The following is a 23,504-nucleotide window of genomic DNA, read 5'->3' as shown; positions in this document are numbered from 1 at the left end:
GGACCCTCGTACGCCCAGGATCCGACGCTGGTCTTGAACAGTTCCATCCCCGTGCCGACGAGATGGAACAGCACAATGACACGCAGTTCCCGCAGCGTCTCCAACCGGAAGACCACCATGAGCAACTGGATGATCACCGCGACGACGGTCACGAAGTCGTTGCGAGCGAGCCAGAGATGATCCGGGTACCAGAGCCTGGTGGCCAGGAGCACAGCCAGCATCGCCGCGCCGAAGATGGATGCCCAGCCCTGCTTGAGCACGAAGACGAGGAACTCGACGATCGCCGTCCAGAGGCGATTGTGCGGGGCGCGGGTGAGCAGTCGGCGCGCCCGGTCGTCGATGAACCGCTCGACGGAGGTGAAGGCGCCTTCTCCCGACTCTCCCGGCTCCTCCACCGGCCCAGGCTAGCCGAGCGACGGCCATCCCCGCGTCAACCATCGGGGCTTGTCCGAACCGATATCAACCGATTAGGCTTGATAGGGAACTGATAACCCCGTGAGGGTTGATCGAGGGGATCCCGTGTTCGTCATCACCGCCGACCAGGTCGACAGTCGCCACACCGAGGACATCGCCGAGGCGACCATGCTCGGCATCGAGGCCTCCTGGGGGTCGGACCTGCTGCTCCCCGTCGACCGGACGGCGGGCGACGAGATCCAGCTCCTCCTGGAGGACGCTGCCGCCACCCTGGCGATCGTCCTCGACCTGACCAGGACGGGCGGATGGAGCGTCGGCTGCGGCTACGGAACCGTCAACCTCCCGCTGCCCGCCCATGCCAGAGAGGCGAACGGGCCGGCCTTCGTCGCGGCGCGGGACGCCGTCGACGCCGCCAAGAAACGCGACGGCCGCTTCGCCCTCCGGGGTCCGGACGACGATCACCGTGCGGAGGACATCGAGGCGCTCGTCGACCTCCTGCTGTTCGTCAGGGCGCGACGAAGCCCGCAGGGCTGGGAGCTCTACGACCTCATGGTCCCCGGCCGGACCCAGGCCGAGGCGGCGGGTCGCCTCGGCATCACCCCCCAGGCCGCGAGCAAACGCGCACGAGCCGCGGCCATCCGTCACGAGCTCGCGGCGATCCCGGCGATCGGGAACCTGCTCGCGGAGGCCGACACCGGGAAGGAAGAACCGACAGCATGACATTCCTCAGAATCGCCGTCTGGATCCTCGTGCCTCTGGTGCTGCTCGCCGCCGTGGCACTGGCCGTGATCGCGGGCCGTCGGCATCGGCCCGCGCTGGCGCTCTGGTGCGCCGCTCCCGTCGCGATCGGCCTCGGCGCCATCGTGTTCGGCATCGTCGTTCCCCCGCCGGTTCACACCCTGACGGTGATCGCCGCCCTCGCCGCCGCGGCGCTCGGCGTCGTCGCCGGGAACCCGATCACGGTGGCCGTCCTCGACTTCGCCGACAGGGGCTCCGGCACTGCCTCCGTGATGAACGGCACCCACGGCGGCATCCTCGTCTCCGAGGAGGGTCACGAGTCCCCGCAGCGGGAGGTCCTGCGCGGCGGGACGACCATCGGCTACCTCGAGCGACTGGTGGTGCTGACCGCCGTCGCCGTCGGGCACTGGGAGATCGTCGCCGCGCTCATCGCCATCAAGGGCCTCGGCCGGTTCAGCGAGCTCGACAGCCCGGAGACCCGGGAACGATTCATCATCGGCACCCTCGTCAGCCTGGTCTGGGCGGGTGCCTGCGCGGCGCTCTTCGCCTTCTGAGCCGGCGCCTAACCGACCCGCCTGCGCTTGGGGGTGTGGGCCTTGTACGGGGAGACGCTCGCCTCGCCCGGCAGCCAGAACCGCCAGGGGAAGGCATCCGTTCCGCCGTCGCCGGAGACGCCGGTCCGCGGGCCGGCCTCGAAGACCGGTGGATGCGCCGCGAGGGTCAGCTCGAACGGCGGTTCGGCGAGATCCGCTCCCCCGTCGGCGAGGGATATCCCGAGCGCGACGACCAGCCGAGCCGGACCGCGGGCCAGGTCGGCGTCGGTCTTGCTCGTCGTCCGCCGCGCCCTGGCGAGGTCCAGCCCCTCGACCACCTCGCCAGCACGCAGCAGCACCGCCGACGCCGTGCCGCTCGGCGAGCAGACGACGTTCGCGCAGACGTGCATCCCGTAGGTGAAGTAGGTGTACAGGCGACCCGGCTCGCCGAACATGACCTCGGTGCGCCTGCTCCGGCCGCGAAAGGCGTGTGAGCCGGGGTCGAAGGAACCGAGATAGGCCTCGACCTCGGTCACTCGCACGGACACCGGTCCCTCGTCCGATTGCCGCGTGAGGATGGCGCCCAGCAGCAGCGGGGCCGCCTCCGTGGCCGGCGACATCAGGAGCTGACGATCGAACACTAGAAGAGCGGCGCGCCGCTCACGATCAGCAGGACGATCGCGATGATCGCGAGCACGGCGGCGACGCCGAAGATGCACCACATCAGGACCTTCTGGCCGTGGGTCTGCGGCTCGCGCTTCTTGCGGTTGTCTTTGCTCAAGGTCATGGCAGCTGTTCCTCCAGTTCGCGAATACGCCGCGTCAGCGCGGCACGTTGCTCCGCGACCCGGACGGGCGCGGTCCCTCCCGCCCCTGTCCGGCTCGAGATGGACCCGGCGACGGTCAACACGGTGCGCACCTCCGGTGTGAGGTGCGGGGAGATCGCCGACAGTTCGGCATCCGTCGGCTGATCCAGCTCGAGGCCGCGTTCCTCGCAGAAGCTCACCAGGGCACCGCTGATCTCGTGCGCCTCACGGAACGGCACCCGCTTGGTGACCAGCCACTCCGCCACGTCGGTGGCAAGGGAGAAGCCCTGCGGCGCGAGTTCCGCCATCCGCTCGGTGTTGAAGGTCAGCGTCGCGATCATGCCGGTGAAGGCGGGAAGCAGCACCTCGAGCGTCTCGACGGAGTCGAATACCGGCTCCTTGTCCTCCTGCAGATCGCGGTTGTAGGCGAGGGGAAGCCCCTTGAGGGTCGCGAGCAGCCCGGTCAGGTTGCCGATCAGGCGCCCGGCCTTCCCACGGGCGAGCTCGGCGATGTCGGGGTTCTTCTTCTGCGGCATGATCGATGAACCGGTCGAGAACGAGTCGTGCAGGGTCACGAAGCCGAACTCGCGGGTGTTCCACACGATCACCTCCTCGGCGAAGCGGGACAGGTCGATGCCGATGAGCGAGGTGACGAAGGCGAATTCCGCCACGACGTCCCTGCTCGCGGTCGCGTCGATCGAGTTCTCGGTGGGGGCGATGAGGCCGAGCTCCTCGGCGACGAGGGCGCCATCGAGCCCGAGGGAGCTGCCCGCCAGGGCACCGGCGCCGTACGGGGAGTACGCGGCCCGTGCCGCCCAGTCCCGCAACCGCTCCAGGTCGCGCACGAGCGGCCAGGCATGGGCGAGGAGGTGGTGGGCGAGGAGGACCGGTTGCGCGTGCTGCATGTGCGTGCGGCCCGGCATCGCGGCATCCGGATGCGCCTCCGCCTGGGCGGCGATCGCATCAACCAGGTCGATCACCAGGTGGGCGATGGCCCTCCCGTGGTCGAGCAGGTACAGCCGGATGAGCGTGGCGATCTGATCGTTGCGGCTGCGACCCGCGCGCAGTTTGCCGCCGAGCTCCGGCCCGGCGATCTCGATGAGTCCGCGCTCCAGGGCGCCGTGCACGTCCTCGTCGCTCTCCCGCTCGGCGAAGCCGCCGCCCTCGACCGCCTCCAGGAGCCGGTCGAGGGCATCCAGCATCCCGGTCAGCTCTGCCTCGGTGAGATATCCGGCCGCGGCGAGCGCCTTGGCGTGGGCCCTCGACCCGGCGATGTCATAGGGGGCGAGCTGCCAGTCGAACTGCGTCGACTTGCTCAGCCGGGCGAGCTCGGGAGACGGGCCGCTCGAGAAGCGGCCGCCCCACAGCGCACCCTCCCCCGTCGTCCCCGCCCGCCGACGGGCGCCGTCCGCCGTGCCCGAACTCGCCATCGGCGGCTACTCCCCCGACAGCTCGCGGCGAGCCGAGATCTTGCTCGGCAGCGACCAGATCTCGATGAAGCCCTTCGAGAGGGACTGGTCGAAGGTGTCGCCGGTGTCGTAGGTGGCGAGATTGAAGTCGTACAGGCTCTGTTCGCTCTTCTGCCCGGTCACCACGGCGCGACCGCCCTGCAGCTTGAGGCGGATGTCGCCGCTCACATACTTCTGGGTGTCGTCGATGAACACGTCCAGCGAGCGCTTCAGGCTCGAGAACCAGAGCCCGTCGTAAACGAGATTCGACCACTCGACCTCGACCCCGCGCTTGTAGCGGTTCAGGTCCCGTTCGAGCGTGAGGCTCTCGAGCGCCTCGTGCGCGGCGATGAGGGCGAGCGCCGCCGGAGCCTCGTAGACCTCGCGGCTCTTGATGCCGACGAGGCGGTCCTCCACCACGTCGATGCGGCCGACGCCGTGTTTGCCCGCCAGCTGATTGAGCTTCTCGACGATGGCGAGCGGGCTGAGCGCCACACCGTCGATCGCGACCGGGATGCCTGCCTGGAAGGTGATGGTGATCTCGTCGGCCTCACGAGCGATGGTCGGATCCTGCGTGTACTCGTACAGGTCCTCAATGGGAGCGTTCCACGGGTCCTCGAGGAACCCGGTCTCCACCGCGCGACCCCAGACGTTCTTGTCGATCGAGTAGGGGTTCGCCGCGCTCTGGCGGATGGGCAGGTTGTGCTCGTTGGCGTAGACGATCGCCTTGTCGCGGGTGAGGGCGAGGTCGCGCACCGGGGCGATGCTCTTCAGCTCCGGAGCGAGGGCCGCGACGGCGGCCTCGAACCGCACCTGGTCGTTGCCCTTGCCTGTGCATCCGTGGGCCACGCTGTCGGCACCGAGCCGTTTGGCGACGATCGCGAGATGCTTGGCGATCACCGGACGGCTGAGCGCGGAGACCAGGGGGTACCGCTTCTGGTAGAGCGCATTGGCCTTGAGGGCCGGCATGAGGAAGTCGTTGGCGAACTCCTCCTTCGCGTCGACGACGATGGCGTCGATGGCCCCGCAGTCGAGGGCGCGCTGACGCACGTCCTCCATGTTCTCGCCGCCCTGCCCCACGTCGACGGCGAGCGCGACGACCTCTTTGCCCGTCGCATCCCTCAGCCAGCCGATGCCCACCGAGGTGTCGAGTCCGCCAGAGTACGCGAGGACAACGCGTTCCGCCATGTGTTTTCTCCTTGTGTTGTTCGTATCGAGTTTATGGTGCCGCGTCGCGGACGAGCGGTCAGGCCTGCTGCTGGAGCAGCCAGACCATGAGGGCCTTCTGGGCGTGCAGGCGGTTCTCCGCCTCGTCCCAGATGACGCTCTGCGGGCCGTCGATGACCTCGGGGGTCACCTCGTAGCCGCGGTCGGCAGGCAGGCAGTGCAGGAACAGGGCGTCCGGCTTGGCGAGGGCCATGAGCTCGGAGTCCACCCGGTAGTGGGCGAGGTCGATGAGGCGCTGCGCCTTCTCGTCCTCCTTGCCCATCGAGACCCAGGTGTCCGTCACGACGACGTCCGCGGTGGCAACCGCCTCGGCCGGATCGGTGACGATCGCGATCGATCCCCCCGTTCCCGCGGCGATCGCCTCGGCATCGGAGACCACGGACGGCTGGGGCAGATAGCCCTCCGGGCAGGCGATGCGGACGTGCATGCCCGCCGTCGCCCCCGCCAGCAGATAGGAATGCACCATGTTGTCCGCCCCGTCGCCGACGAAGGCGACCGTGAGGCCCTTCAGCTCCCCGCGGTGCTCCCGGATCGTCAACAGGTCGGCGAGCAGCTGGCAGGGATGGAAGTCGTCGGACAGCCCGTTGATCACCGGAACGGTCGTGCCGCGAGCCATCTCCTCCAGCCCCGACTGGGCGAAGGTGCGCCAGACGATGGCGGCGACCTGGCGCTCGAGGACCCTGGCGGTGTCCGAGGCCGTCTCCTTGCCGCCGAGCTGGCTGTTGGCGGTGCTGATGATGAGCGGCATTCCGCCGAGCTCGGCGATGCCGACGGCGAAGGACACGCGCGTCCTGGTGGAGGACTTGTCGAAGACGACCGCGACGGTCCGAGGACCGGCGAGCGGCCGGGTGCCGAACCGGTCCTTCTTCAGCTCGGCCGCAAGGTCGAGAACGGCCGACTGCTCCTCCGGGGTCAGGTCGTCGTCGCGCAGGAAATGTCGGGTCATGAGAGGGCCTCCAGGGCTTGGGTGAACAGCAGACGGAACTCCTCGAGCTCCGTCTCGCCGACGATGAGGGGTGGTGCGATCCGGATGCTGGATGGATTCGGCGCATTGACGATCAACCCGGCGCGCAGGGCGGCGGCGGCGAGATCGGCGGCGACCGGCGCGGAGAGACCGAGCCCGATAAGGGCTCCCTGACCGCGGATCTCGGTGATCAGCGGCGATCCGATCTCGGCGACGATGGTCCGAAGCCTCTCCCCCAGCCTCCCGGCGTTCCCGATGAGGCCGGCACGCTCGATCTCTCCGAGGACGGCGTTCCCGGCCGCGGTCGCGAGCGGATTGCCGCCGAAGGTGCTGCCGTGCTGCCCCGGTGTGAACAGGTCGGATGCCCAGCCGAAGGTGACCAGGGCGCCGATCGGCACTCCCCCGGCTATCCCCTTGGCGAGCACGAGCGCATCCGGCTGGAAGTCGTACTGCTGGAAGGCGAACCAGGTGCCGGTTCGACCGACGCCGGTCTGGATCTCGTCGAGGATCAGCAGGGCGCCGTGCTGCGCGGTCAGCTCCCTCGCCCGTTCCAGGAAGCCCTCCGGGAGGTCGAGCACCCCGGCCTCCCCCTTGATCGGCTCGACGACGAGCGCGGCGACGGTGTCGTCGATCGCCTCCTCGAGCGCCTCGAGGGTGCTCTCGATGTGCTCGACGCCCGGAAGCAGCGGCTCGAAGGGCTCCCGCAGCGCGGCCTTTCCGGTGAGGGCGAGCGAGCCTGTGGTGCGTCCGTGGAACGAGTTCACCAGCGAGAGGATGCGCGTGCGCGATCCGTCGCCGCGGTTCAGCCTGGCGAGCTTGATCGCGGCCTCGATGCCCTCGGTGCCCGAGTTGCAGAAGAACACCCGTCCGCCCTCGCCCGCTCCGGTGATCCGGAGCAGCCGCTCGGCCAGCTCGAGCTGGGGAGGGGTCGAGAAGTAGTTCGACACGTGCGCGAGGGTGGCCACCTGGGCGCTCACCGCATCCACGAGCGCCGGATGCGCGTGTCCGAGCGCGTTCACCGCGATGCCCGCGAGGAAGTCGAGGTAGCGTTTGCCGTCGATGTCCCAGACGTGGGCTCCCTGACCGCGGACCAGCATGGCCAGCGGAGGGGAATACGAGCCCATCATGGCCCCGCCGAAGCGCTGCCGCCAATCGTCTGTGCTGTTCACGACTCCTCTTTTCCTGAGATCACTTGTGTCCCGTTGCCCTCCGCGGTGAACGCCTCGAGCAGGATCGCATGCGGGACGCGCCCGTCGATGATGGATGCGTTGTGCACCCCGCCGTCGACCGCATCCAGGCACGCCGTCATCTTCGGGATCATCCCCGATTCGAGCGTCGGCAGGAGCGAACGCAGCCGCGGTGCATCGATGACGGACACCAGGGAGTCGCGGTTCGGCCAGTCGCTGTAGAGACCGGCGACGTCCGTGAGGACGATGAGCTTCGCGGCACCGAGCGCGACCGCGAGCGACGAGGCGGCCGCGTCGGCGTTGACGTTGAGCGAGCGCCCCGGATGGCCGCCCTCCGGCGCGATGGAGGAGACGACGGGGATGCGTCCGGCGTCGACGATCGCACGCACCACGGACGGGTCGACCGCGGTGACGTCGCCGACGAGTCCGAGGTCGATCTCCTCCCCGTCGATCGTCGTTCCGCGGCGGGTGCCGACGAACAGACCGTCGGTCTCGCCGGAGATCGGCTCGGCCAGGTCGCCGTACTCGTTGATGAGCGCCGCGAGCTCGGGGCCGACCCGGCTCGTCAGGACCTCGCGGACGACCTCCAGCGCCTCTGCGCTCGTCACGCGCAGGCCGCCGCGGAACTCGCTCGGAATGCCGCGCCGCTCCAGCTCGGCCGAGATCTGCGGGCCGCCGCCGTGCACCACAACGGGGAACACCCCGACCTGGCGAAGATAGACCATGTCGGCGGCGAAGGCGCGCTTGAGGTCCTCGTTGATCATGGCGTTGCCGCCGAACTTGATGACGACCGTCGAGCCCTGGTACAGACGGAGCCAGGGCAGCGACTCGATGAGGGCGGACGCCTTGGCAGAAGCCTCTTCCGTGTCGGCATCCATCAGCTGGAGTACGCGCTGTTCTCGTGCACGTAGTCGTGGGTGAGGTCGTTGGTCCGGATCGAGGCCGTCGCCTCTCCCGCGTGCAGATCGATGAGCACGTGGACGGCGCGCCCGGTCAGGTCCACGAGATCGCGCGACTGGTCCGGCTCCCCGGCGTGGGCCACACGGACGCCGTTCATGCTGACGTCGATGTCGTAGGGGTCGAAGGCCGCGTGGGTGGTGCCGACGGCGGCCAGCACCCTTCCCCAGTTGGGGTCGTTGCCGAAGACCGCGGTCTTGAACAGGTTGTTCCGCGCGACGGCCCTGCCGACCTCGACCGCCTCGTCCTCCGTCGCCGCGCCCACGACCTCGATCGTGATGTCGTGGGCTGCGCCCTCGGCGTCCTGCTGCAGCTGCGCGGCGAGATCGGAGCACAGCTCGTGGAGGGCCTCGGCGAACCCGGCCGGGTCGGGGGCGATGCCGGATGCCGCGGAGGCGAGCAGGACGACGGTGTCGTTCGTCGACATGGCGCCGTCGGAGTCCAGCCGGTCGAAGGTGACTCGCGTGGCACCCCGGAGCGCGGTGTCCAGCTGGTCGGACGACAGGTCGGCGTCGGTCGTGATGACGACGAGCATCGTGGCCAGGCCCGGGGCGAGCATCCCCGCGCCCTTCGCCATGCCGCCGATCGACCAGCCGTCGCGCGCGACGACGGCCTGCTTCGGATGCGTGTCCGTGGTCATGATGGCCACGGCCGCATCCTCTCCTCCCTCGGAGTCGAGGAGCGCGGCGGCCTCCGTCAGCCCGGCGGTGACCTTGGCCAGGTCGAGCTGTTCGCCGATGATCCCGGTCGAGCAGACCAGGATGTCGCCGGCCGAGGCGCCGAGGAGCGATGCCGCGTGTTCCGCCGTCGAGTGCGTGACCCGGAAGCCCGCGGCCCCGGTGTAGCAGTTGGCGCCGCCGGAGTTCAGCACGACCGCGGTGATGAGCCCGTCCGAGATCGCCTGCTGCGACCAGATCACCGGATTGGCCTTCGCCCGGTTGCTCGTGAAGACGGCGGCGGCGGCCAGAGCCGGACCGCGGTTGACGACCAGGGCGACGTCCTTCCCGCCCTTGGACTTGAGGCCGGAGGCGACGCCCGCGGCCTCGAAGCCGAGTGGATGCGTGACGCTCATGGTGCGACTCCGTCCAGCGGCAGGCCGCTCGTCTCGTCGAGCCCGAGCGCGACGTTGGCCGATTGAATGGCGGCGCCCGCGGTGCCCTTGACCAGGTTGTCGACGGCCGTGACGGTGACGACGCGGCCGGCGGCCTCGTCGACGGCGAGGCCGATGAGCGCCGTGTTCGCACCGAGCACGTCCGCGGTGCGCGGCATCCGTCCGGCGGGCAGCACGTGGACGAACGGCTCGTCGGCGTAGGCGGCCTCCCAGGCCGCGCGCACGTCGGCGGGCGAGGTGCCGGGGACGAGGCGGGCGGTCGAGGTCGCGAGGATGCCCCTGGACATCGGGACGAGGACGGGGGTGAACGAGATGGTCGGCGCGGTCGCTCCGGCGGCCCTCAGGCTCTGCTGGATCTCCGGGATGTGCCGGTGGACCCCGCCCACGGCGTAGGGATTCGCCGAACCGAGCACCTCCGCCGCGAGATTCTGCAGCTTGAGGCTCTTGCCCGCGCCAGAGGGTCCGACGGCCAGGACGGCGACCAGGTCCCTCTCCTCGATGACACCCGCGGCGATGCCGGGTGCCAGGGCGAGGGCGACCGTGCTGGCATTGCAGCCGGGGGCGGCGATGCGGGTCGCCCCGATCAGGGCCTCACGCTGCCGGCCGGCGCCAACGGGCAGCTCGGGGACACCGTATGCCCACGAGCCGAAGTAGTCGCCGCCGTAGAACGCGGCCCAGTCCTCCGCATCCGTCAGCCGATGATCGGCTCCGCAGTCGACCACGAGACTGTCGCCGGAGAGCTCGGCCGCGAGCTCGCCCGACTTGCCGTGCGGAAGCGCGAGGAAGACGACGTCGTGACCGGCGAGGCCGGCCGCGGTCGTCTCCTCCAGCCGGAGGTGGCCGAGGGAACGCAGATGGGGCTGGACGTCGAGCAGCTCCTGCCCGGCGTTCTGGAAGGCCGTGACGGTGGTGACGGTGAAATCGGGATGCTGCGAGAGGAGCCGGAGCAACTCTCCGCCCGCGTAGCCGCTGGCACCGGCCACGGCAACGGAATAGGACATGGGTTCTCCCTTATTGAGTGGGATGGACGAGGATGATGCGGCGACGCCCTCGCTGAGAACCGATGTACCAGATGGCACCGCTCAGTCGCGAAGGGTCGCCCTCACTCGCTCGCCGCGCACGCCGAGACCGCGTCGCGCTGTCACGCGTCGCTCGGTCCATCCGGTCATGCGGCTGTTGTCCACGGGATCGAGCATAGCGCCAATCCATCGACGGGTCACTCCCGCACCGTCGCGCCGAATCGCTCCCCGGCCAGGGCCGCGCCGGCCAGTTTGGCGTCGCTCGCCTCCGCGGCGGTGAGCGTGCGGTCCCTCGCCCGGAAGCGGAGGGCGAAGGTGAGGGATCTGGCACCCTCGGGGACGCCCTGTCCTCGATAGTCGTCCACGATCCTCGCGTGCTCGAGCAGCGGGCCGGATCCCTCGATGACCGCGGCGAGCACGTCGCCCGCCGGGACGTCGATCGGCACCACGAGCGACAGGTCCTGCGTCGCCGCCGGAAGGCTCGCGATCGTGCTCGACTGCACCTCGCGGGGGGCCAGGTCGATGAGCAGGCCGAGGTCCGCCTCGACGACCGCGGTCACCCTGGGCAGGTCGAGTTCCTCGGCGAGCGCCGGGAGCAGCTCTCCCGCGAAGCCGACCGGGCGGTCGCCCACGAACAGCTCCGCCGTGCGGCCGGGGTGCATCGCCTGATGCCGTCCCTGCCGGATCACGAGCTCCAGGCCGACCGCCGCCGCGACCTGCCTGGCGGCGTCGAGCGCGTCGGGCAGTCCCCGATGGACCTCCTGCTGACCGGGCTGCTTGGGGACGGCGGTCCCGACGAGGAGCGCGGCGACGTGCAACGGCTGTGGCGGGATGCTCTCCAGCAGCTCGGCCAGCTCGCCGTCGCTCGGCCGGCGAACACCGGAGGGCAGCGGCCCGCTACCGTAGCGTCGGCCGGCCTCCGGCCGGAACACCGAGCCGAGCTCGTACAGGCCGAGGTCGACCAGCCCGCGGGACAGGTTTCGCCTGGCGACCTCGAGGAGGCCGGGGATCAGGGAGGTGCGCAGGTACGGCGCCTCGGCGTCGAGCGGGTTGGCGAGCCGGATGGCGGCGGTCGCCCCCGCCGGCGAGCCGAAGCTGGCGTTTGAGCTCGCGGCGACGAAGGGTGAGGAGAGCACCTCGACCAGCCCGTTGGCCGCGAGCATCTGGGCGGCCGAACGCCGCAGGCGCTGCTCGCGGGTCAGCCCGCGACCGGGCGGAGCCACCGGGAGGACGGCCGGGATGCGTTCGTACCCGACGATGCGCGCGACCTCCTCGGCGAGGGTGGCCTTGTCGGTGAGGTCCGGGCGCCAGCTCGGGGGCGTGACCACGACGCCGAGCTCGCCTGGTTCGATGGCGCAGCCGATGGCCGTCAGCGCCGAGCGCTCCTCCTGGAGCGAGTAGTCCGTGCCGACGAGGTCGTTGACATAGCCGGTCGGCAGCTCGATGGGCCGAGGATCCTCGGCGGCGTAGTGTCTGGAGCCGAGCTCGTCCGCGTGCCCGCCGGCCAGCTCCTCGAGCAGCTGAACGACCCGAGCCGCGGCGGGTTCCGCCACCAGGGGGTCGACGCTTCGCTCGAACCGCCGCGATGCCTCGCTCGGCAGCTTGTGCCTGCGGGCGGTACGGGCGATCGAGACGGGGTCGAAGGTGGCGGCCTCGATCAGCACGCTCGTGGTGGACGGGCCGATCTCCGTCGCCTCGCCGCCCATGACCCCGGCGAGGCCGATCGCGCCGGAGTCGTCGGCGATGACCAGGTCCTGCGGGTGCAGGGCGCGTCGCGTGCCGTCGAGGGTGACGAGCGTCTCGCCCTCGCCCGCGCGTCGGACCACGAGCCCGCCGGAGAGCCGGTCGAGGTCGTACCCGTGGATGGGCTGCCCCAGCTCGATCATGACGTAGTTGGTGATGTCGACCAGGAGGGAGATCGAGCGGATTCCGGCCAGCTTGAGGCGGCCGACCATCCAGGCGGGGCTGGGCCGTCCGGGGTCCACGCCGCGCACCACCCTGGTGACGAAGACGGATGCGCCGATCCGGCCGCGGATGGGCGCCCGGTCGGCGATGGTCACCGGGAAGCCGGATGCCGGAACCGGCGTCGCGGCCGACGCCGGGTCGCGGAACTCGAGCCCGGTCGAGTGCGAGTACTCCCGCGCGACGCCGCGGATGGAGAGGGCGTAACCGCGGTCGGGGGTGACGTTGATCTCCACCGCCCAGTCGTCCAGTCCGAGCAGCGCGACGGCATCCGTCCCGACCTCCGGGTCCAGGCCGAGGGACGCCAGGCGAAGGATGCCGTCGTGCTCCTCGCCGAGGCCGAGCTCCCTGGCGGAGGCGATCATGCCGTCGGAGACGTGTCCATAGGTCGTGCGGGCGGCGATGGGGAATGGGCCGGGGAGCACGGCACCCGGGAGCGTGACGACGACCTTGTCGCCCGCCACGAAGTTGTGCGCACCGCAGACGATGCCGCGCGGCTCGCTCTCCCCGACGTCGACCAGACACCAGTTGATGGTCTTGCCGTTGGTCTGCGGCTCCGGGGTGAACTCAAGCACCTGGCCGACCACGATGGGTCCGCTCACCTCGAAGCCGTGGACGTCCTCCTCCTCGAAGCCCACCTTGACGAGGGCGGCGTGGACGTCCTCCGGCGTCGCTCCCTTCGGCACGTCGACGAAGTCGCGCAGCCAACCGATCGGAACTCGCATCAGACCACCATCCCGAACTGCTCGCTGAAGCGGATATCGCCCTCGACCATGTCCCGCATGTCGTTGAGGTCGTTGCGGAACTGCAGGGTGCGCTCGATGCCCATGCCGAAGGCGAAGCCCTGGTATTCGTCCGGGTCGATGCCGGCGGCCCTGAGCACGTTGCGATTGACCATGCCGCATCCGCCCCATTCCACCCAGCGCGCGCCGCCCTTGGCGTTCGGCTGCCAGACATCCATCTCGGCACTCGGCTCGGTGAACGGGAAGTAGTTGGGGCGCAGCCGGATCTTCGCCTCCTGGCCGAACATCAGGCGTGCGAAGTGCTCGAGGGTGCCCCGCAGATGGGCCATCGTGAGCCCCCGGTCGATCGCGATGCCCTCCACCTGGTGGAAGACGGGCGTGTGCGTCGCATCGAGCTCGTCGGTGCGGAACACCTTGCCGGGCGAGATCACGTAGACGGGCAGCTCACGGGTGAGCAGCGAGCGGATCTGGACCGGACTGGTCTGGGTGCGCAGGACGAGGTGGGAGTCGACCGGATCGACGAAGAAGGTGTCCTGCATGGCGCGGGCCGGGTGGTCCTCGTCGAAGTTGAGCGCGTCGAAGTTGAACCATTCGTTCTCGAGCTCCGGGCCCTCCGCGATCTCCCAGCCCATGCCGACGAAGACGTCGCCGATGACCTCCTGCAGGAGGGAGAGCGGATGTCTGGCCCCTGGGGTCCACCGCGAGGGGAGCGCTGTGACGTCGACCGCCTCCGCGGCGAGCCTCGCGGTCTCCTCCGCCGCGAACAGTTCGGCCTCCCTGGCCGCGAAGTCCCGGTTCACCCGCGCCCTGGCCTGACCGACGAGCTTCCCGAGGGCGGCCTTGTCGGCCGGCGGAACGTCCCTCAGGGCGCCGTTGAACTTCGCGAGCGCCGAGGCCTCCCCGAGATGCTCGGTCTTGACCGACTTGAGCGAGGCGAGATCGGGCGCCGCGGCGATGGCCGAGAGGGCCGCGCCGACCGCGGCGTCGACGGCCGCCTCGGTGATGAGCGGGGGCTGGGTGCGGGGGTCTGACACGGGTCACAAGCTTAATGCACCGGGATCGCTCGCTTCGCGGCGGTCGCCAGCGCGTCCGTGCCGCGCGACGCGGCAGCGGTGGCACACGACCCCGTGCCCTCTCCGTGCACAACTCCTGCACTTCTTGCTGCCGGAGCCCTCGCGGTGCCGTGGACACGGGATGCACGCCGGGTGCGGGGAAGGATTGCAGGAGTTATGCGCGGGAGGCGGGACAGGCACGTCGTCCGCCGGGCACATCGCGCCGGTCAGTCGCGCTGGGCGAAGGCGCTCTCGTACAGGCAGACGGACGCGGCCGTCGCGAGATTCATCGACTCCGCGTGACCGTAGATCGGCACGGTGATCGCTCGATCGGCGAGCGCGAAGTGCTCGTCCGAGAGGCCCCTGGCCTCGTTGCCGAACAGCCACGCCGTCGGCCGGGCGAGAGTTCCGTCGCGGCGGGCCTCGAGCAGGTCGTCCCCCTTGATGTCGGCGGCGAGGACGGTGAGCCCCGCCTCGCGCGACCGTTCGAGCACGGATTCGAGCTCGGCGCCGACGGCCACCGACAGATGGAAGATCGACCCGGTGGATGCGCGCACCACCTTGGGGTTGTACAGGTCCACGCTGCGGCCGGTGAAGATCACGCCGTCCGCGCCCGCGGCATCCGCGGCCCGGATGATGGTGCCCGCGTTCCCGGGGTCCCGCACCTCCTCGAGGATCGCGACGAGCTTTGGGCCGTCGCGCAGGATGTCCTTGACCGAGGTCGGGAACTGGTGGCAGACCGCGATGATGCCCTGCGGGGTGACCGTGTCGGCCATGGCGTCGAGCACATGCTCCGTGACGAACTCGATGTCGACTCCCGCGTCCACCGCGGCCTGGGCGATGTCGGTGTACCGCTCGATCGCCGTGGGCGTGGCATACAGCTCGACGACCAGCTGCGGCCGGAAGGTCAGCGCCTCCGCGACGGCCTGGGGGCCTTCGAGCAGAAACAGACCTGTCGTGGCGCGGGCCTCTCGCTTGGCGAGTTTGGCGACGCTTCTCACACGCGGTGAGCGGGGGTTATCGAGCACGCCCCAATCCTAGGGGGAGCTCGCGGAAAGACCGTTTCCAGCACGCCGCAGACAAAAGGCCCGGTCACAGGAGTGTGACCGGGCCTTTTGGGGGACGAGGGATGCCTAGGCGACGACCTTCGGGGCGGAGGTGTCCGCGGGCAGCGCGGCCTTCGCCGTGGCGACGAGAGCCGCGAAGGTGGCCGGCTCGGTGATCGCCAGGTCGGCGAGGATGCGACGATCGACGCCGACGCCCGCCAGGTTCAGACCCTGGATGAGACGGTTGTAGGTGAGGCCGTTCGCACGGGAGGCGGCGTTGATCCGCTGGATCCACAGGCGACGGAAGTCACCCTTGCGGGCACGACGGTCACGGTAGGCGTAGACGAGGGAGTGGGTGACCTGCTCCTTCGCCTTGCGGTAGAGGCGCGAACGCTGACCGCGGTAACCGGATGCGCGATCGAGGATGACCCGACGCTTCTTGTGGGCGTTGACGGCCCTCTTTACTCTTGCCATTTTTCTCTTCCTTCGGTTCGCGTCGGCGTTACTTGCCGAGAAGCTTCTTGATCGCCTTGACGTTGGCCGGGGCGATTTGCTCGTCCTGGTTGAGACGGCGCTTGCGCTGACCCGACTTCGACTCCAGGTTGTGGCGCATGCCGGCCTGCTGCTTCATGATCTTTCCGCTGCCGGTGACCTTGAAGCGCTTCTTGGTCCCCGAATGGGTCTTCTGCTTGGGCATCTCTCTCCTTGTTCGTGCTACTCGACGCGATTAGCGACTAATCGGTCGTCACATCTGCTGGTGCAGTCTTGGGGGCAATGGCGCTGGGCTTCGGCGCCGATCCGGGCCTCGGGGTGGGCTTGGCGGTCGTCGGCTGCGGAGCCTTCGGCGTCGGGACCTTCGAGGCGGGGGCTTTCGGCGCGGGCGTCTTGGCCGGCTCGGGTGCCGCCGCCTTCTGGGCCGGCGCGGCGACGGGAGCGGCCTTCGCGGCGGGCGCCGGAGCGGGCTGAGCGGCGGCCGCGGCCTTCGGCGCGGCGGCCGGAGCGGCCTTCGCGGCGGCGGGCGCCGGGGCATCCGACACGGCGGGGACGACGGGCGCGGGTGCAACGGGCGCTGACGCGACCGGCGCGGTCTCGACAGGAGCCACCACCGGCGTCGCCACGGGCGCCTGCGCCGCGGGAGCCGCGGTCGGCGCCGCCGCCACGGGCGCCTGCGCGGGACGCTCGGCACGAGGCGGCTTCGTCGACACGCGCTTGGCGTCGTGCTCTGCCTTGACCTCCGCCTTGGTCTTGAGCGGACCGATCACCATCACCATGTTGCGACCGTCGATGGTCGGGCTCGACTCGACCGTGCCGAACTCCGACACGTCTTCGGCGAAGCGCTGGAGAAGGCGGACACCCTGCTCCGGACGGGACTGCTCGCGACCGCGGAACAGGATCATCGCCTTGACCTTGTCACCGGACTGCAGGAAGCCCTCGGCGCGCTTGCGCTTGGTCTCGTAGTCGTGGACGTCGATCTTCAGTCGGAAGCGCACCTCTTTGAGGATGGTGTTCGACTGATTGCGCTTGGCCTCCTTGGCCTTCTGCGCGGTCTCGTATTTGAACTTGCCAAAATCCATGATCTTGGCGACGGGAGGCTTGGAATTGGGAGCAACCTCAACCAAATCCAGGTCTGCCTCCTGGGCAAGACGAATAGCGTCTTCAATGCGCACAACACCGACCTGTTCGCCACCTGGGCCAACAAGTCGGACCTCCGGTACGCGGATTCGGTCATTGGTACGGGGATCGCTGATGCGTAACTCCTTAGTCGGTTCTGTCGGCCGGGGCGAATCGGCGGGATGCCGAACCGAGACGAAGGAGAAGATTCACGCACCGGGCATCCGATTCTTCTCGGTTCACTCGGCACGACACCCTTTGGCTACCCTGACCACTCGCGTGGACCCTGGCGGGGTGCAACAACCCGGTAACCTTAAGAAGCGGTCAAGCGCGGGTGGGAGAATCTCCACTTTCGTTTCGAGACGCATTTCACGCCTCGAAGCCAGCGTCCAGTGTAGCAGAAAGAGCCCAGTGAGCGACAGCCAGCACAACCACTCCCTCGGCGATGAGACGGCCCCCGAACTCGGCGCCGCGCGCGACATCGCCGAGGTACCGGCGATCGAGGTCATCAACACGGTGGCCGTTCATCTGCTCAGCGCCGCGGCGGTCAAGTGCGGCCTGGCAGACGACCCGGAGAACCAGCTCGACCTCGACGAGGCGAGGAAGCTCATCAACGCCCTCGCCGGACTGGTGACGGCCAGCGCCCCCGACCTCGGCGACCAGCACGCCCGCGCCCTCAGGGACGGGTTGCGGTCGGTGCAGCTGGCCTTCCGCGAGGCCTCCCCCATCCCGGACGCGCCGGGTTTCGGCGCCGGGGAGAAGTGGACGGGCCCGGTCAGCTGACCCGCGATCACCGACGCGGCGGGTCGTCGTCGAAGAGGCTCGGTGGCGGACCCTGGCGTCGTCTCGCCCGCACGGTGACGATCACCCCGAGAACGACCCAGGCGATCGCGATCGCGAGGAACCAGGGCTGCGACCCGGCACCGACCAGGATGCCGAGCAGGACCACGACAAAAAGCACGTTGAGCCACCGGTAGACCGCGCGTCCGCGCGAGGGGGACGAACGGCGAGGCGCAGGCTGCTGCTGCCGCCCCGGCTCACCGGGCTCCCCGTCGAAGAGCCATCCCCTGTCCGCCATGCTGACAGCGTAGACCCGGCTCCTGCGGACCGGGCGATCAGTCCTCGGAGGCCGCGGTCACCCGCACCCGCATCGAGTCCACCCGCGCGGTCAGCAGCGGGCTCGCGCCCCACCGCTCCTGCAGCCTGGACAGCAGCCCGTCCAGCTCTGCCCGTTCCAGGCCCGGCCTGACGGCGAGGCCGACCAGCAGCTCCGGGCCGGCCAGTCGGGCATCCGGGTCTCCCGCATCGAGCACCACGGCGGAGACCGCGGGCTCCGGCTCGGCCGAGGCGACGAATTCGGCGAGCACCTCGCGGTCGAGGTAGCTGGGCTTCCAGGCCCCGGACTGTGCGATCGCCCAGAGCGCGGGACGACGGATGACGAACTCGGTCGGCGAGGTCGCGTCGAGGACCACGAGCTCCGTGTCCTCGTTCGCGGCGGCGAGCGCCACCCGGACGGCATCGGCGGGAACCGGCCGCGCCGTCGGATTCCAGGCCCGCATGGTGTCCACAGAGCTGAACACCGGCATCACGTCCCGTCCGTCCGGGCCGGCGACGGTCACGATCGAGAGCTCCGCGCTCTTGTCGATTCTGTGTCCGTGCTCGCCGACATCGCCCTCCCCGAGTCTCGCGACCAGCGGGATGAGCAGCCGGGAACCGCGGAAGGCGTCGACGACCTCGAGCTCGCCGACCTCGCGGGTGCGGAAGCGGCGGATCGCCTCGATGAGACGCTCTGGTGCGGATCCGTCGTCACCGGAGAAGTCGTTGTGGTCGAAGTGCCTGCCCTGCCAGGGCACCCCGGCCGAATCCGTGCCGGCCATCAGCTGCCCGCGACCTCCAGCGCCTCGGCCAGCGTGAACGCACCGGCGTAGAGGGCCTTGCCGACGATCGCCGCATCCACCCCGTACGGGACGAGCGCTCTGAGGTCCGCGATATCGGCGAGACTCGAGATCCCGCCGGAGGCGACGACCGGCCTGTCGGTGCGTTCCGCGACCCGACGCAACAGTTCGAGGTTGGGTCCCTGCAGGGTGCCGTCCTTTGTGACGTCCGTGACGACGTAGCGCGAGCATCCCGCGTCCTCGAGGCGATCCAGCACCTCGAACAGGTCGCCTCCCTCCTGGGTCCAGCCGCGGGCGGCGAGGGTGGTGCCCCTGACGTCGAGGCCGACGGCGATCGCCTCGCCGAACTCGCCGATCACGCGCGCGGCCCAATCGGGGTTCTCCAGCGCCGCGGTGCCGAGGTTGATCCGCCTGGCGCCGGTGGCGAGCGCGGCCTTCAGGCTCGCGTCGTCGCGGATGCCTCCCGACAGCTCGATCTGCACGTCGCCGCCCACCCGGTCGATGACCTCGCCGATCAGGGCGCGGTTGTCGCCGCGACCGAAGGCGGCGTCCAGGTCGACCAGGTGAATCCATTTCGCACCCTGGGACACCCAGTCGACGGCGGCGGCGACGGGATCGCCGTAGCTCGTCTCGCTGCCCGCCACCCCCTGGGTGAGGCGCACCGCCTTGCCGTCCGCGACATCCACGGCGGGCAGGAGGGTGAGGGACGGAGTTGTGGTGAGGTCGTTCATGGTGCCGTTTCCCGGCCGGGAGGCCGCTGGTGCGCGGGTCTGCGCGATGGTCAGTTGCCGCGCAGGGAGGAGATCCAGTTGGACAGCAGGCGGATACCCGGCTCCCCCGACTTCTCCGGGTGGAACTGGGTCGCCGACAGGGGTCCGTTCTCCACAGCAGCGAGGAACCGGGTGCCGTGCTCCGCCCAGGTCAGGCGCGGCTGCGGGAACGGCGCGGTCACCTCCAGGCTCCAGTCGGCCGCGGCGTAGGAGTGGACGAAATAGAACCGCTGATCGGCGATGCCGTCGAAGAGCACGGAATCCGCCGGGGCATCCACGGTGTTCCAGCCCATGTGCGGCAGGATCGGCGCATCCAGGCGGGAGACCGTGCCCGGCCATTCGCCGAGACCCTCCGTCTCGAGACCGCGCTCGACGCCGCGGTCGAACAGCACCTGCATGCCGACGCAGATGCCGAGCACGGGACGTCCGCCGGCCAGCCGGCGATCGACGATCTCGGCGCCGTTCACCGCGTGCAATGCGTCGACGACCGCTGAGAAGGCGCCGACCCCCGGCACGACGAGCCCGTCGGCGGCCATCGCCGTCCGTCGATCGGCGGTGAGCTCCACCTCCGCACCGGCGGCCTCGAGGGCCTTCGCGGCCGAGTGGACGTTGCCGCTGCCGTAGTCGAGGACGACGACGGATGGCCGGCCCACGGCTAGAGTGCGCCCTTGGTGGAGGGGATGCCGCTCACCCGGGGGTCAGGCGACACCGCCTGGCGGAGGGCACGGGCGAACGACTTGAACTCGGCCTCGGCGATGTGATGCGGGTCACGACCGCCGAGCACCGTGATGTGGACCGTGAGGCCGGCGTTGACCGTGATCGCCTCGAAGACGTGGCGCACCATAGACCCGGTGAAGTGGCCGCCGATGAGGTGGAACTCGAAGCCGGCCGGCTCACCGGAATGCACGAGGTACGGGCGTCCGGAGACGTCGACCACGGCCTGCACGAGCGCCTCGTCGAGGGGGACCAGGGCGTCACCGAAGCGACCGATGCCCGCCTTGTCGCCGAGCGCCTCCCGAATCGCCCTGCCCAGGACTATGCCGACGTCCTCCACCGTGTGGTGCACGTCGATCTCGGTGTCACCGCTCGCCCGCACCTCCAGGTCGATCAGCGAGTGCTTGGAGAAGGCGGTGAGCAGGTGATCGAAGAACGGGACGGTGGTGTGAATCTCGGAGGAGCCGGTTCCGTCGAGGTTGAGAGCCAGGTCGATGCTCGACTCGCTCGTCTCGCGCCTGAGGTGCGCCACCCGCTCGATGCTCATGCGCCAATCCTACCGATCGCGCCGAGACCGGCCATGGCCTCGAGGAAGGCCGTCGTCTCCGCCGCGGTGCCCGCCGTGACCCGCAGGTGATGGGGGATGTCGAGGTCGCGGATGATGATGCCCTGGTCGAGAAGGGTCTCGAACACGGCGTGCGGATCGGCGACCCCTCCGAACAGCACGAAGTTCGACCAGCTCGGCCAGGCGGGATAGCCCAGCTCCGGCAGCTCGACGAGCAGCCGGTCGCGCTGGGACTTGATGTCGTCGACCATCGCGAGCATCTCCGTGCTGTGGGCGAGGGCGGCCGTCGCGGCGGCCTGGGTCAGCGCGGACAGATGATAGGGCAGGCGCACCAGGCGGAGGGCGTCGGCGATGGCCGGGTCGGCCGCGAGGTACCCGAGCCGCGCACCGGCGAAGGCGAAGGCCTTGCTCATGGTGCGCGAGACGATGAGCCGCTCCCGGCCTTCGAGCAGGCTCAGCGCCGTCGGCAGTCCGGCCGGAGCGAACTCGGCGTATGCCTCGTCGACGACGACGATGCCGTCCGTCGCCTCATACGCGGCGACGATCGTCTCCAGGGACAGCGGCGTGCCCGTCGGGTTGTTGGGAGAGCAGAAGAAGACGAGGTCCGGCCTGGTCCTCTCGATCCAGTCGACGGCTGTCCGCGGGGAGATCTCGAAGTTCTCGTCGCGCTCGCCCGCCAGCCACCGTGTTCCCGTGCCCCTGGCGATGATGGAGTGCATCGAATAGGTGGGGGGAAAGCCCAGGACGCTTCGTCCGGGGCCGCCGAACGCCTGGAGGATCTGCTGCAGCACCTCGTTGGAGCCGTTCGCCGCCCAGATGTTGTCCCTGGTCAGTCCGGTGCCGAGGTAGGCCGCGAGGCTCTCCCTCAGGGCGGTGAACTCACGGTCCGGATACCGGTTGACGTTGAGAACGGCCTCCGCGATCGCCGTGACGATGTCCGTCGCCACATCCTCCGGAATCGGATGCGTGTTCTCGTTGACGTTCAGCTCGATACGGACGTGCTTCTGCGGGGCCCCATACGGCGTCAGGCCGCGCAGGTCGTCGCGGATGGGGAGATCGTTGAGACTGGCCACCCGTCAATGCTAGGGCGTCGGCGACCGACGACGACGCCCACAGGAACCGCCACCGGGCGGCCCGGCACATCCGTCAGTTCGTGTACTCCGCCGGGATGGCCAGCTGCTCGCCCGCCTGCACGTCCCCGCTGCCCAGGTTGTTGAGCTGCACGATCGCCGTGATCACGTCACGAGGATCCGCGGAGGGCGCGATCTCCCCCGCCAGCTGCCACAGCGTCTGCCCGGACTGCACCGTCACGTGCTCGAACGTCGTCGACCCGGCGTGATCGGTGGCCGTCGCACCGCCACCGTTGAGCGCGAAGGCGAAGGCGGCGATCACCAGGGGCAGGGCGGCAAGGGTCGTGAGAACGACCCGCCCCCTCCTGGTCAGACGCAGGCGCACCCCGCCGTGCGTCGCAGAGGCGCCCCGGGCTGCGGAGCGGGCCTGCGCGGCCGAACGGGTCTGCGAGGCCGAGCGAGGTCGCCCCGCGGAACGGATCGTGGCGCCTGCCGGTACCACACCTACGGTCACTGCACTCATCGTTCCCCTCCTCACGGGGTTTTCGTACCTCACGGGGTTTTCGTATCCGGCGCTCGGCCGGGAGCGCCGGATACGAAGCTTTGTTCCGAACATACCTTCGAGATTTCGAAATTTCAAGTCCATCTTCGTCTTTTCTCTCCACCGATATCGACGACACTCGAACACATGTTTGTTTATCCGGCCCACGGTGGATACAGTTTCGAGTGTCTGGACATCACTTCACCAGACACCACCGACATTGCTGCCGAAGGGGCGGAACATGGCTGACGACAACCCGGCGCGCGAGGCCGGCCCGCTGCAGGAGAAACCGGGCACCCGCCGCCGCAAGAGCCTGAGCGACAAGCAGCTCGCCATCCTCGACGTCATCCAGCGTGCGGTGGCCACCAACGGCTATCCGCCCAGCATGCGGGAGATCGGGGACGCCGTCGGGCTCTCGTCCCTCTCGAGCGTCACCCACCAGCTGAACCAGCTGGAGCTCAGCGGATACCTGCGCAGGGATCCCAACCGGCCGCGCGCCCTCGAGGTGCTCATCGATCTGCAGCAGGAGGGCGGCGGGGTCGTCTCGGACAACCCCACCCCGATCGGGGACGCGGCGATGGTCCCGCTCGTCGGGCGCATCGCGGCGGGCATCCCGATCACCGCGGAGGAGATGGTGGACGAGGTATTCCCGCTCCCGAGGCAGCTCGTCGGCAAGGGCGAGCTCTTCATGCTCAAGGTGGTCGGCGAGTCCATGATCGACGCGGCGATCTGCGACGGCGACTTCGTCGTGGTGCGGCAGCAGAAGACCGCCGAGAACGGCGAGATCGTCGCCGCGATGCTCGACGGCGAGGCGACCGTCAAGGTGTTCCGGCAACGCGACGGCCATACCTGGCTGCTCCCCCGCAACTCGGCGTTCGAGCCCATCCTCGGCGACGAGGCGACCGTGCTCGGCAAGGTCGTCACGGTGCTGCGCGCCCTCTGAGCGCCCGTACCCCGGCGTCGCGATCCGGCGCGCCGTGGCACGGGAGGATGCCGAGCGCGAGTTCCGCGCCGTCGGCGAGATCCTCGGATCGCGCGTGCGCATCCCCGGGAGCGACGCGCCCCCGATGACCGGGGTGCAGCCCTCCCGCAGACCCGCAGCATGGTCGCCTCGGCCCGGTGAGCCCGGATG

27 protein-coding genes are annotated in these 23,504 nt (G+C 69.7%); 4 read left to right on the top strand and 23 right to left on the bottom strand.

What is annotated here, in order from left to right:
* Positions 1–395 (bottom strand): DUF817 family protein (locus tag VGC18_RS15955; RefSeq protein WP_331099210.1); only part of this gene is annotated, 395 nt, incomplete at its 3' end.
* A 100-nt stretch (positions 396–495) separates the two neighbouring features.
* Here VGC18_RS15955 and VGC18_RS15950 point away from each other — a divergent pair.
* Positions 496–1,134, top strand: a complete 639-nt coding sequence (locus VGC18_RS15950) for a DNA-binding protein (RefSeq protein ID WP_331099208.1) — start codon at positions 496–498, stop codon at positions 1,132–1,134.
* A complete protein-coding gene (locus VGC18_RS15945; RefSeq protein WP_331099206.1) occupies positions 1,131–1,706 on the top strand; it encodes a hypothetical protein in 576 nt (191 codons plus the stop codon). Before VGC18_RS15950 ends, VGC18_RS15945 begins: the two co-directional genes overlap by 4 nt.
* A gap of 8 nt (positions 1,707–1,714) precedes the next feature.
* Here VGC18_RS15945 and VGC18_RS15940 read toward each other — a convergent pair whose 3' ends face one another.
* From VGC18_RS15940 to infC, 15 genes are all read right to left on the bottom strand, one after another.
* On the bottom strand, positions 1,715–2,326 hold the full coding sequence (locus VGC18_RS15940) for a DNA-3-methyladenine glycosylase (RefSeq protein WP_331099204.1): 612 nt from the start codon (positions 2,324–2,326) through the stop codon (positions 1,715–1,717).
* Positions 2,326–2,472, bottom strand: a complete 147-nt coding sequence (locus VGC18_RS15935; RefSeq protein WP_331099202.1) for a hypothetical protein — start codon at positions 2,470–2,472, stop codon at positions 2,326–2,328. Before VGC18_RS15935 ends, VGC18_RS15940 begins: the two co-directional genes overlap by 1 nt.
* Complete coding sequence (gene argH, locus VGC18_RS15930; protein WP_331099200.1) at positions 2,469–3,920, bottom strand: argininosuccinate lyase; 1,452 nt, start codon at positions 3,918–3,920, stop codon at positions 2,469–2,471. Before argH ends, VGC18_RS15935 begins: the two co-directional genes overlap by 4 nt.
* Before the next feature lie 6 nt (positions 3,921–3,926).
* Positions 3,927–5,126 (bottom strand): argininosuccinate synthase, encoded by a 1,200-nt coding sequence (locus tag VGC18_RS15925; RefSeq protein WP_331099199.1) that lies wholly within the window; start codon positions 5,124–5,126, stop codon positions 3,927–3,929.
* A 58-nt stretch (positions 5,127–5,184) separates the two neighbouring features.
* Complete coding sequence (gene argF, locus VGC18_RS15920) at positions 5,185–6,111, bottom strand: ornithine carbamoyltransferase (protein WP_331099197.1); 927 nt, start codon at positions 6,109–6,111, stop codon at positions 5,185–5,187.
* Positions 6,108–7,298, bottom strand: a complete 1,191-nt coding sequence (locus VGC18_RS15915) for an acetylornithine transaminase (RefSeq protein WP_331099195.1) — start codon at positions 7,296–7,298, stop codon at positions 6,108–6,110. The genes argF and VGC18_RS15915 overlap by 4 nt, the downstream gene beginning before the upstream one ends.
* Positions 7,295–8,194: an acetylglutamate kinase gene (gene argB, locus VGC18_RS15910; RefSeq protein WP_331099193.1), complete on the bottom strand. Its 900-nt coding sequence runs from the start codon at positions 8,192–8,194 to the stop codon at positions 7,295–7,297. The genes VGC18_RS15915 and argB overlap by 4 nt, the downstream gene beginning before the upstream one ends.
* On the bottom strand, positions 8,194–9,345 hold the full coding sequence (gene argJ / locus VGC18_RS15905) for a bifunctional glutamate N-acetyltransferase/amino-acid acetyltransferase ArgJ (protein WP_331099191.1): 1,152 nt from the start codon (positions 9,343–9,345) through the stop codon (positions 8,194–8,196). The genes argB and argJ overlap by 1 nt, the downstream gene beginning before the upstream one ends.
* Positions 9,342–10,385, bottom strand: coding sequence for an N-acetyl-gamma-glutamyl-phosphate reductase (gene argC, locus VGC18_RS15900; RefSeq protein ID WP_331099189.1), 1,044 nt, complete (start codon positions 10,383–10,385; stop codon positions 9,342–9,344). Before argC ends, argJ begins: the two co-directional genes overlap by 4 nt.
* 215 nt (positions 10,386–10,600) lie before the next feature.
* Entirely contained in the window at positions 10,601–13,090 is a 2,490-nt protein-coding gene (pheT, locus tag VGC18_RS15895) for a phenylalanine--tRNA ligase subunit beta (RefSeq protein WP_331099187.1), read from the bottom strand.
* On the bottom strand, positions 13,090–14,142 hold the full coding sequence (pheS, locus tag VGC18_RS15890; RefSeq protein WP_331099185.1) for a phenylalanine--tRNA ligase subunit alpha: 1,053 nt from the start codon (positions 14,140–14,142) through the stop codon (positions 13,090–13,092). Before pheS ends, pheT begins: the two co-directional genes overlap by 1 nt.
* Positions 14,143–14,387: 245 nt before the next feature.
* The gene (locus VGC18_RS15885) at positions 14,388–15,188 is read right to left on the bottom strand and encodes an RNA methyltransferase (protein WP_331099183.1); all 801 of its coding nucleotides are present in this window, start codon (positions 15,186–15,188) and stop codon (positions 14,388–14,390) included.
* 105 nt (positions 15,189–15,293) lie between these two features.
* Positions 15,294–15,680: a 50S ribosomal protein L20 gene (gene rplT, locus VGC18_RS15880; protein ID WP_331099181.1), complete on the bottom strand. Its 387-nt coding sequence runs from the start codon at positions 15,678–15,680 to the stop codon at positions 15,294–15,296.
* A 28-nt stretch (positions 15,681–15,708) separates the two neighbouring features.
* Positions 15,709–15,903, bottom strand: coding sequence for a 50S ribosomal protein L35 (gene rpmI / locus VGC18_RS15875; RefSeq protein WP_331099179.1), 195 nt, complete (start codon positions 15,901–15,903; stop codon positions 15,709–15,711).
* Positions 15,904–15,940: 37 nt separating this feature from the next.
* Positions 15,941–16,927, bottom strand: a complete 987-nt coding sequence (gene infC / locus VGC18_RS15870) for a translation initiation factor IF-3 (RefSeq protein ID WP_414672905.1) — start codon at positions 16,925–16,927, stop codon at positions 15,941–15,943.
* Positions 16,928–17,228: 301 nt separating this feature from the next.
* Between infC and VGC18_RS15865 the strand changes: the two genes are divergently transcribed.
* Positions 17,229–17,600 carry a DUF1844 domain-containing protein gene (locus VGC18_RS15865; RefSeq protein WP_414672904.1) on the top strand — a complete coding sequence of 124 codons (372 nt, stop codon included), beginning with the start codon at positions 17,229–17,231 and terminating at the stop codon, positions 17,598–17,600.
* Between the two features lie 7 nt (positions 17,601–17,607).
* Here VGC18_RS15865 and VGC18_RS15860 read toward each other — a convergent pair whose 3' ends face one another.
* From VGC18_RS15860 to VGC18_RS15830, 7 genes are all read right to left on the bottom strand, one after another.
* Complete coding sequence (locus tag VGC18_RS15860; RefSeq protein ID WP_331099177.1) at positions 17,608–17,895, bottom strand: hypothetical protein; 288 nt, start codon at positions 17,893–17,895, stop codon at positions 17,608–17,610.
* 37 nt (positions 17,896–17,932) lie between these two features.
* Positions 17,933–18,694, bottom strand: a complete 762-nt coding sequence (locus VGC18_RS15855) for an SseB family protein (protein WP_331099175.1) — start codon at positions 18,692–18,694, stop codon at positions 17,933–17,935.
* Positions 18,694–19,443, bottom strand: a complete 750-nt coding sequence (gene priA / locus VGC18_RS15850) for a bifunctional 1-(5-phosphoribosyl)-5-((5-phosphoribosylamino)methylideneamino)imidazole-4-carboxamide isomerase/phosphoribosylanthranilate isomerase PriA (RefSeq protein WP_331099173.1) — start codon at positions 19,441–19,443, stop codon at positions 18,694–18,696. Before priA ends, VGC18_RS15855 begins: the two co-directional genes overlap by 1 nt.
* A gap of 50 nt (positions 19,444–19,493) precedes the next feature.
* Complete coding sequence (gene hisH / locus VGC18_RS15845) at positions 19,494–20,135, bottom strand: imidazole glycerol phosphate synthase subunit HisH (RefSeq protein WP_331099171.1); 642 nt, start codon at positions 20,133–20,135, stop codon at positions 19,494–19,496.
* A 2-nt stretch (positions 20,136–20,137) separates the two neighbouring features.
* Positions 20,138–20,743 (bottom strand): imidazoleglycerol-phosphate dehydratase HisB, encoded by a 606-nt coding sequence (gene hisB / locus VGC18_RS15840; RefSeq protein WP_331099169.1) that lies wholly within the window; start codon positions 20,741–20,743, stop codon positions 20,138–20,140.
* Positions 20,740–21,834 (bottom strand): histidinol-phosphate transaminase, encoded by a 1,095-nt coding sequence (locus tag VGC18_RS15835; RefSeq protein WP_331099167.1) that lies wholly within the window; start codon positions 21,832–21,834, stop codon positions 20,740–20,742. The genes hisB and VGC18_RS15835 overlap by 4 nt, the downstream gene beginning before the upstream one ends.
* Positions 21,835–21,907: 73 nt before the next feature.
* A complete protein-coding gene (locus VGC18_RS15830; RefSeq protein WP_331099165.1) occupies positions 21,908–22,354 on the bottom strand; it encodes a LysM peptidoglycan-binding domain-containing protein in 447 nt (148 codons plus the stop codon).
* Between the two features lie 259 nt (positions 22,355–22,613).
* Between VGC18_RS15830 and lexA the strand changes: the two genes are divergently transcribed.
* Positions 22,614–23,315: a transcriptional repressor LexA gene (gene lexA, locus VGC18_RS15825; RefSeq protein WP_331099163.1), complete on the top strand. Its 702-nt coding sequence runs from the start codon at positions 22,614–22,616 to the stop codon at positions 23,313–23,315.
* Positions 23,316–23,504: the final 189 nt, after the last annotated feature.

This window comes from Lacisediminihabitans sp. (assembly GCF_036404185.1).
Lineage (GTDB): Bacteria > Actinomycetota > Actinomycetes > Actinomycetales > Microbacteriaceae > Lacisediminihabitans.
The sequence above is the reverse complement of the archived record's forward strand: the minus strand, read 5'-3'. Positions and strand labels throughout refer to the sequence as shown.

Bases quoted from the DNA above. Each gene is read 5' to 3' on its own strand.
- VGC18_RS15860 (WP_331099177.1), bottom strand. From the start codon at position 17,895: ATGGCGGACAGGGGATGGCTCTTCGACGGGGAGCCCGGTGAGCCGGGG.
- argC (WP_331099189.1), bottom strand. From the start codon at position 10,385: ATGTCCTATTCCGTTGCCGTGGCCGGTGCCAGCGGCTACGCGGGCGGA.
- rplT (WP_331099181.1), bottom strand. From the start codon at position 15,680: ATGGCAAGAGTAAAGAGGGCCGTCAACGCCCACAAGAAGCGTCGGGTC.
- rpmI (WP_331099179.1), bottom strand. From the start codon at position 15,903: ATGCCCAAGCAGAAGACCCATTCGGGGACCAAGAAGCGCTTCAAGGTC.
- priA (WP_331099173.1), bottom strand. From the start codon at position 19,443: ATGAACGACCTCACCACAACTCCGTCCCTCACCCTCCTGCCCGCCGTG.
- VGC18_RS15945 (WP_331099206.1), top strand. From the start codon at position 1,131: ATGACATTCCTCAGAATCGCCGTCTGGATCCTCGTGCCTCTGGTGCTG.
- VGC18_RS15855 (WP_331099175.1), bottom strand. From the start codon at position 18,694: ATGGCCGGCACGGATTCGGCCGGGGTGCCCTGGCAGGGCAGGCACTTC.
- VGC18_RS15925 (WP_331099199.1), bottom strand. From the start codon at position 5,126: ATGGCGGAACGCGTTGTCCTCGCGTACTCTGGCGGACTCGACACCTCG.
- argF (WP_331099197.1), bottom strand. From the start codon at position 6,111: ATGACCCGACATTTCCTGCGCGACGACGACCTGACCCCGGAGGAGCAG.
- VGC18_RS15830 (WP_331099165.1), bottom strand. From the start codon at position 22,354: ATGAGTGCAGTGACCGTAGGTGTGGTACCGGCAGGCGCCACGATCCGT.
- argH (WP_331099200.1), bottom strand. From the start codon at position 3,920: ATGGCGAGTTCGGGCACGGCGGACGGCGCCCGTCGGCGGGCGGGGACG.
- argJ (WP_331099191.1), bottom strand. From the start codon at position 9,345: ATGAGCGTCACGCATCCACTCGGCTTCGAGGCCGCGGGCGTCGCCTCC.
- pheT (WP_331099187.1), bottom strand. From the start codon at position 13,090: ATGCGAGTTCCGATCGGTTGGCTGCGCGACTTCGTCGACGTGCCGAAG.
- VGC18_RS15935 (WP_331099202.1), bottom strand. From the start codon at position 2,472: ATGACCTTGAGCAAAGACAACCGCAAGAAGCGCGAGCCGCAGACCCAC.
- lexA (WP_331099163.1), top strand. From the start codon at position 22,614: ATGGCTGACGACAACCCGGCGCGCGAGGCCGGCCCGCTGCAGGAGAAA.
- hisB (WP_331099169.1), bottom strand. From the start codon at position 20,743: ATGAGCATCGAGCGGGTGGCGCACCTCAGGCGCGAGACGAGCGAGTCG.
- argB (WP_331099193.1), bottom strand. From the start codon at position 8,194: ATGGATGCCGACACGGAAGAGGCTTCTGCCAAGGCGTCCGCCCTCATC.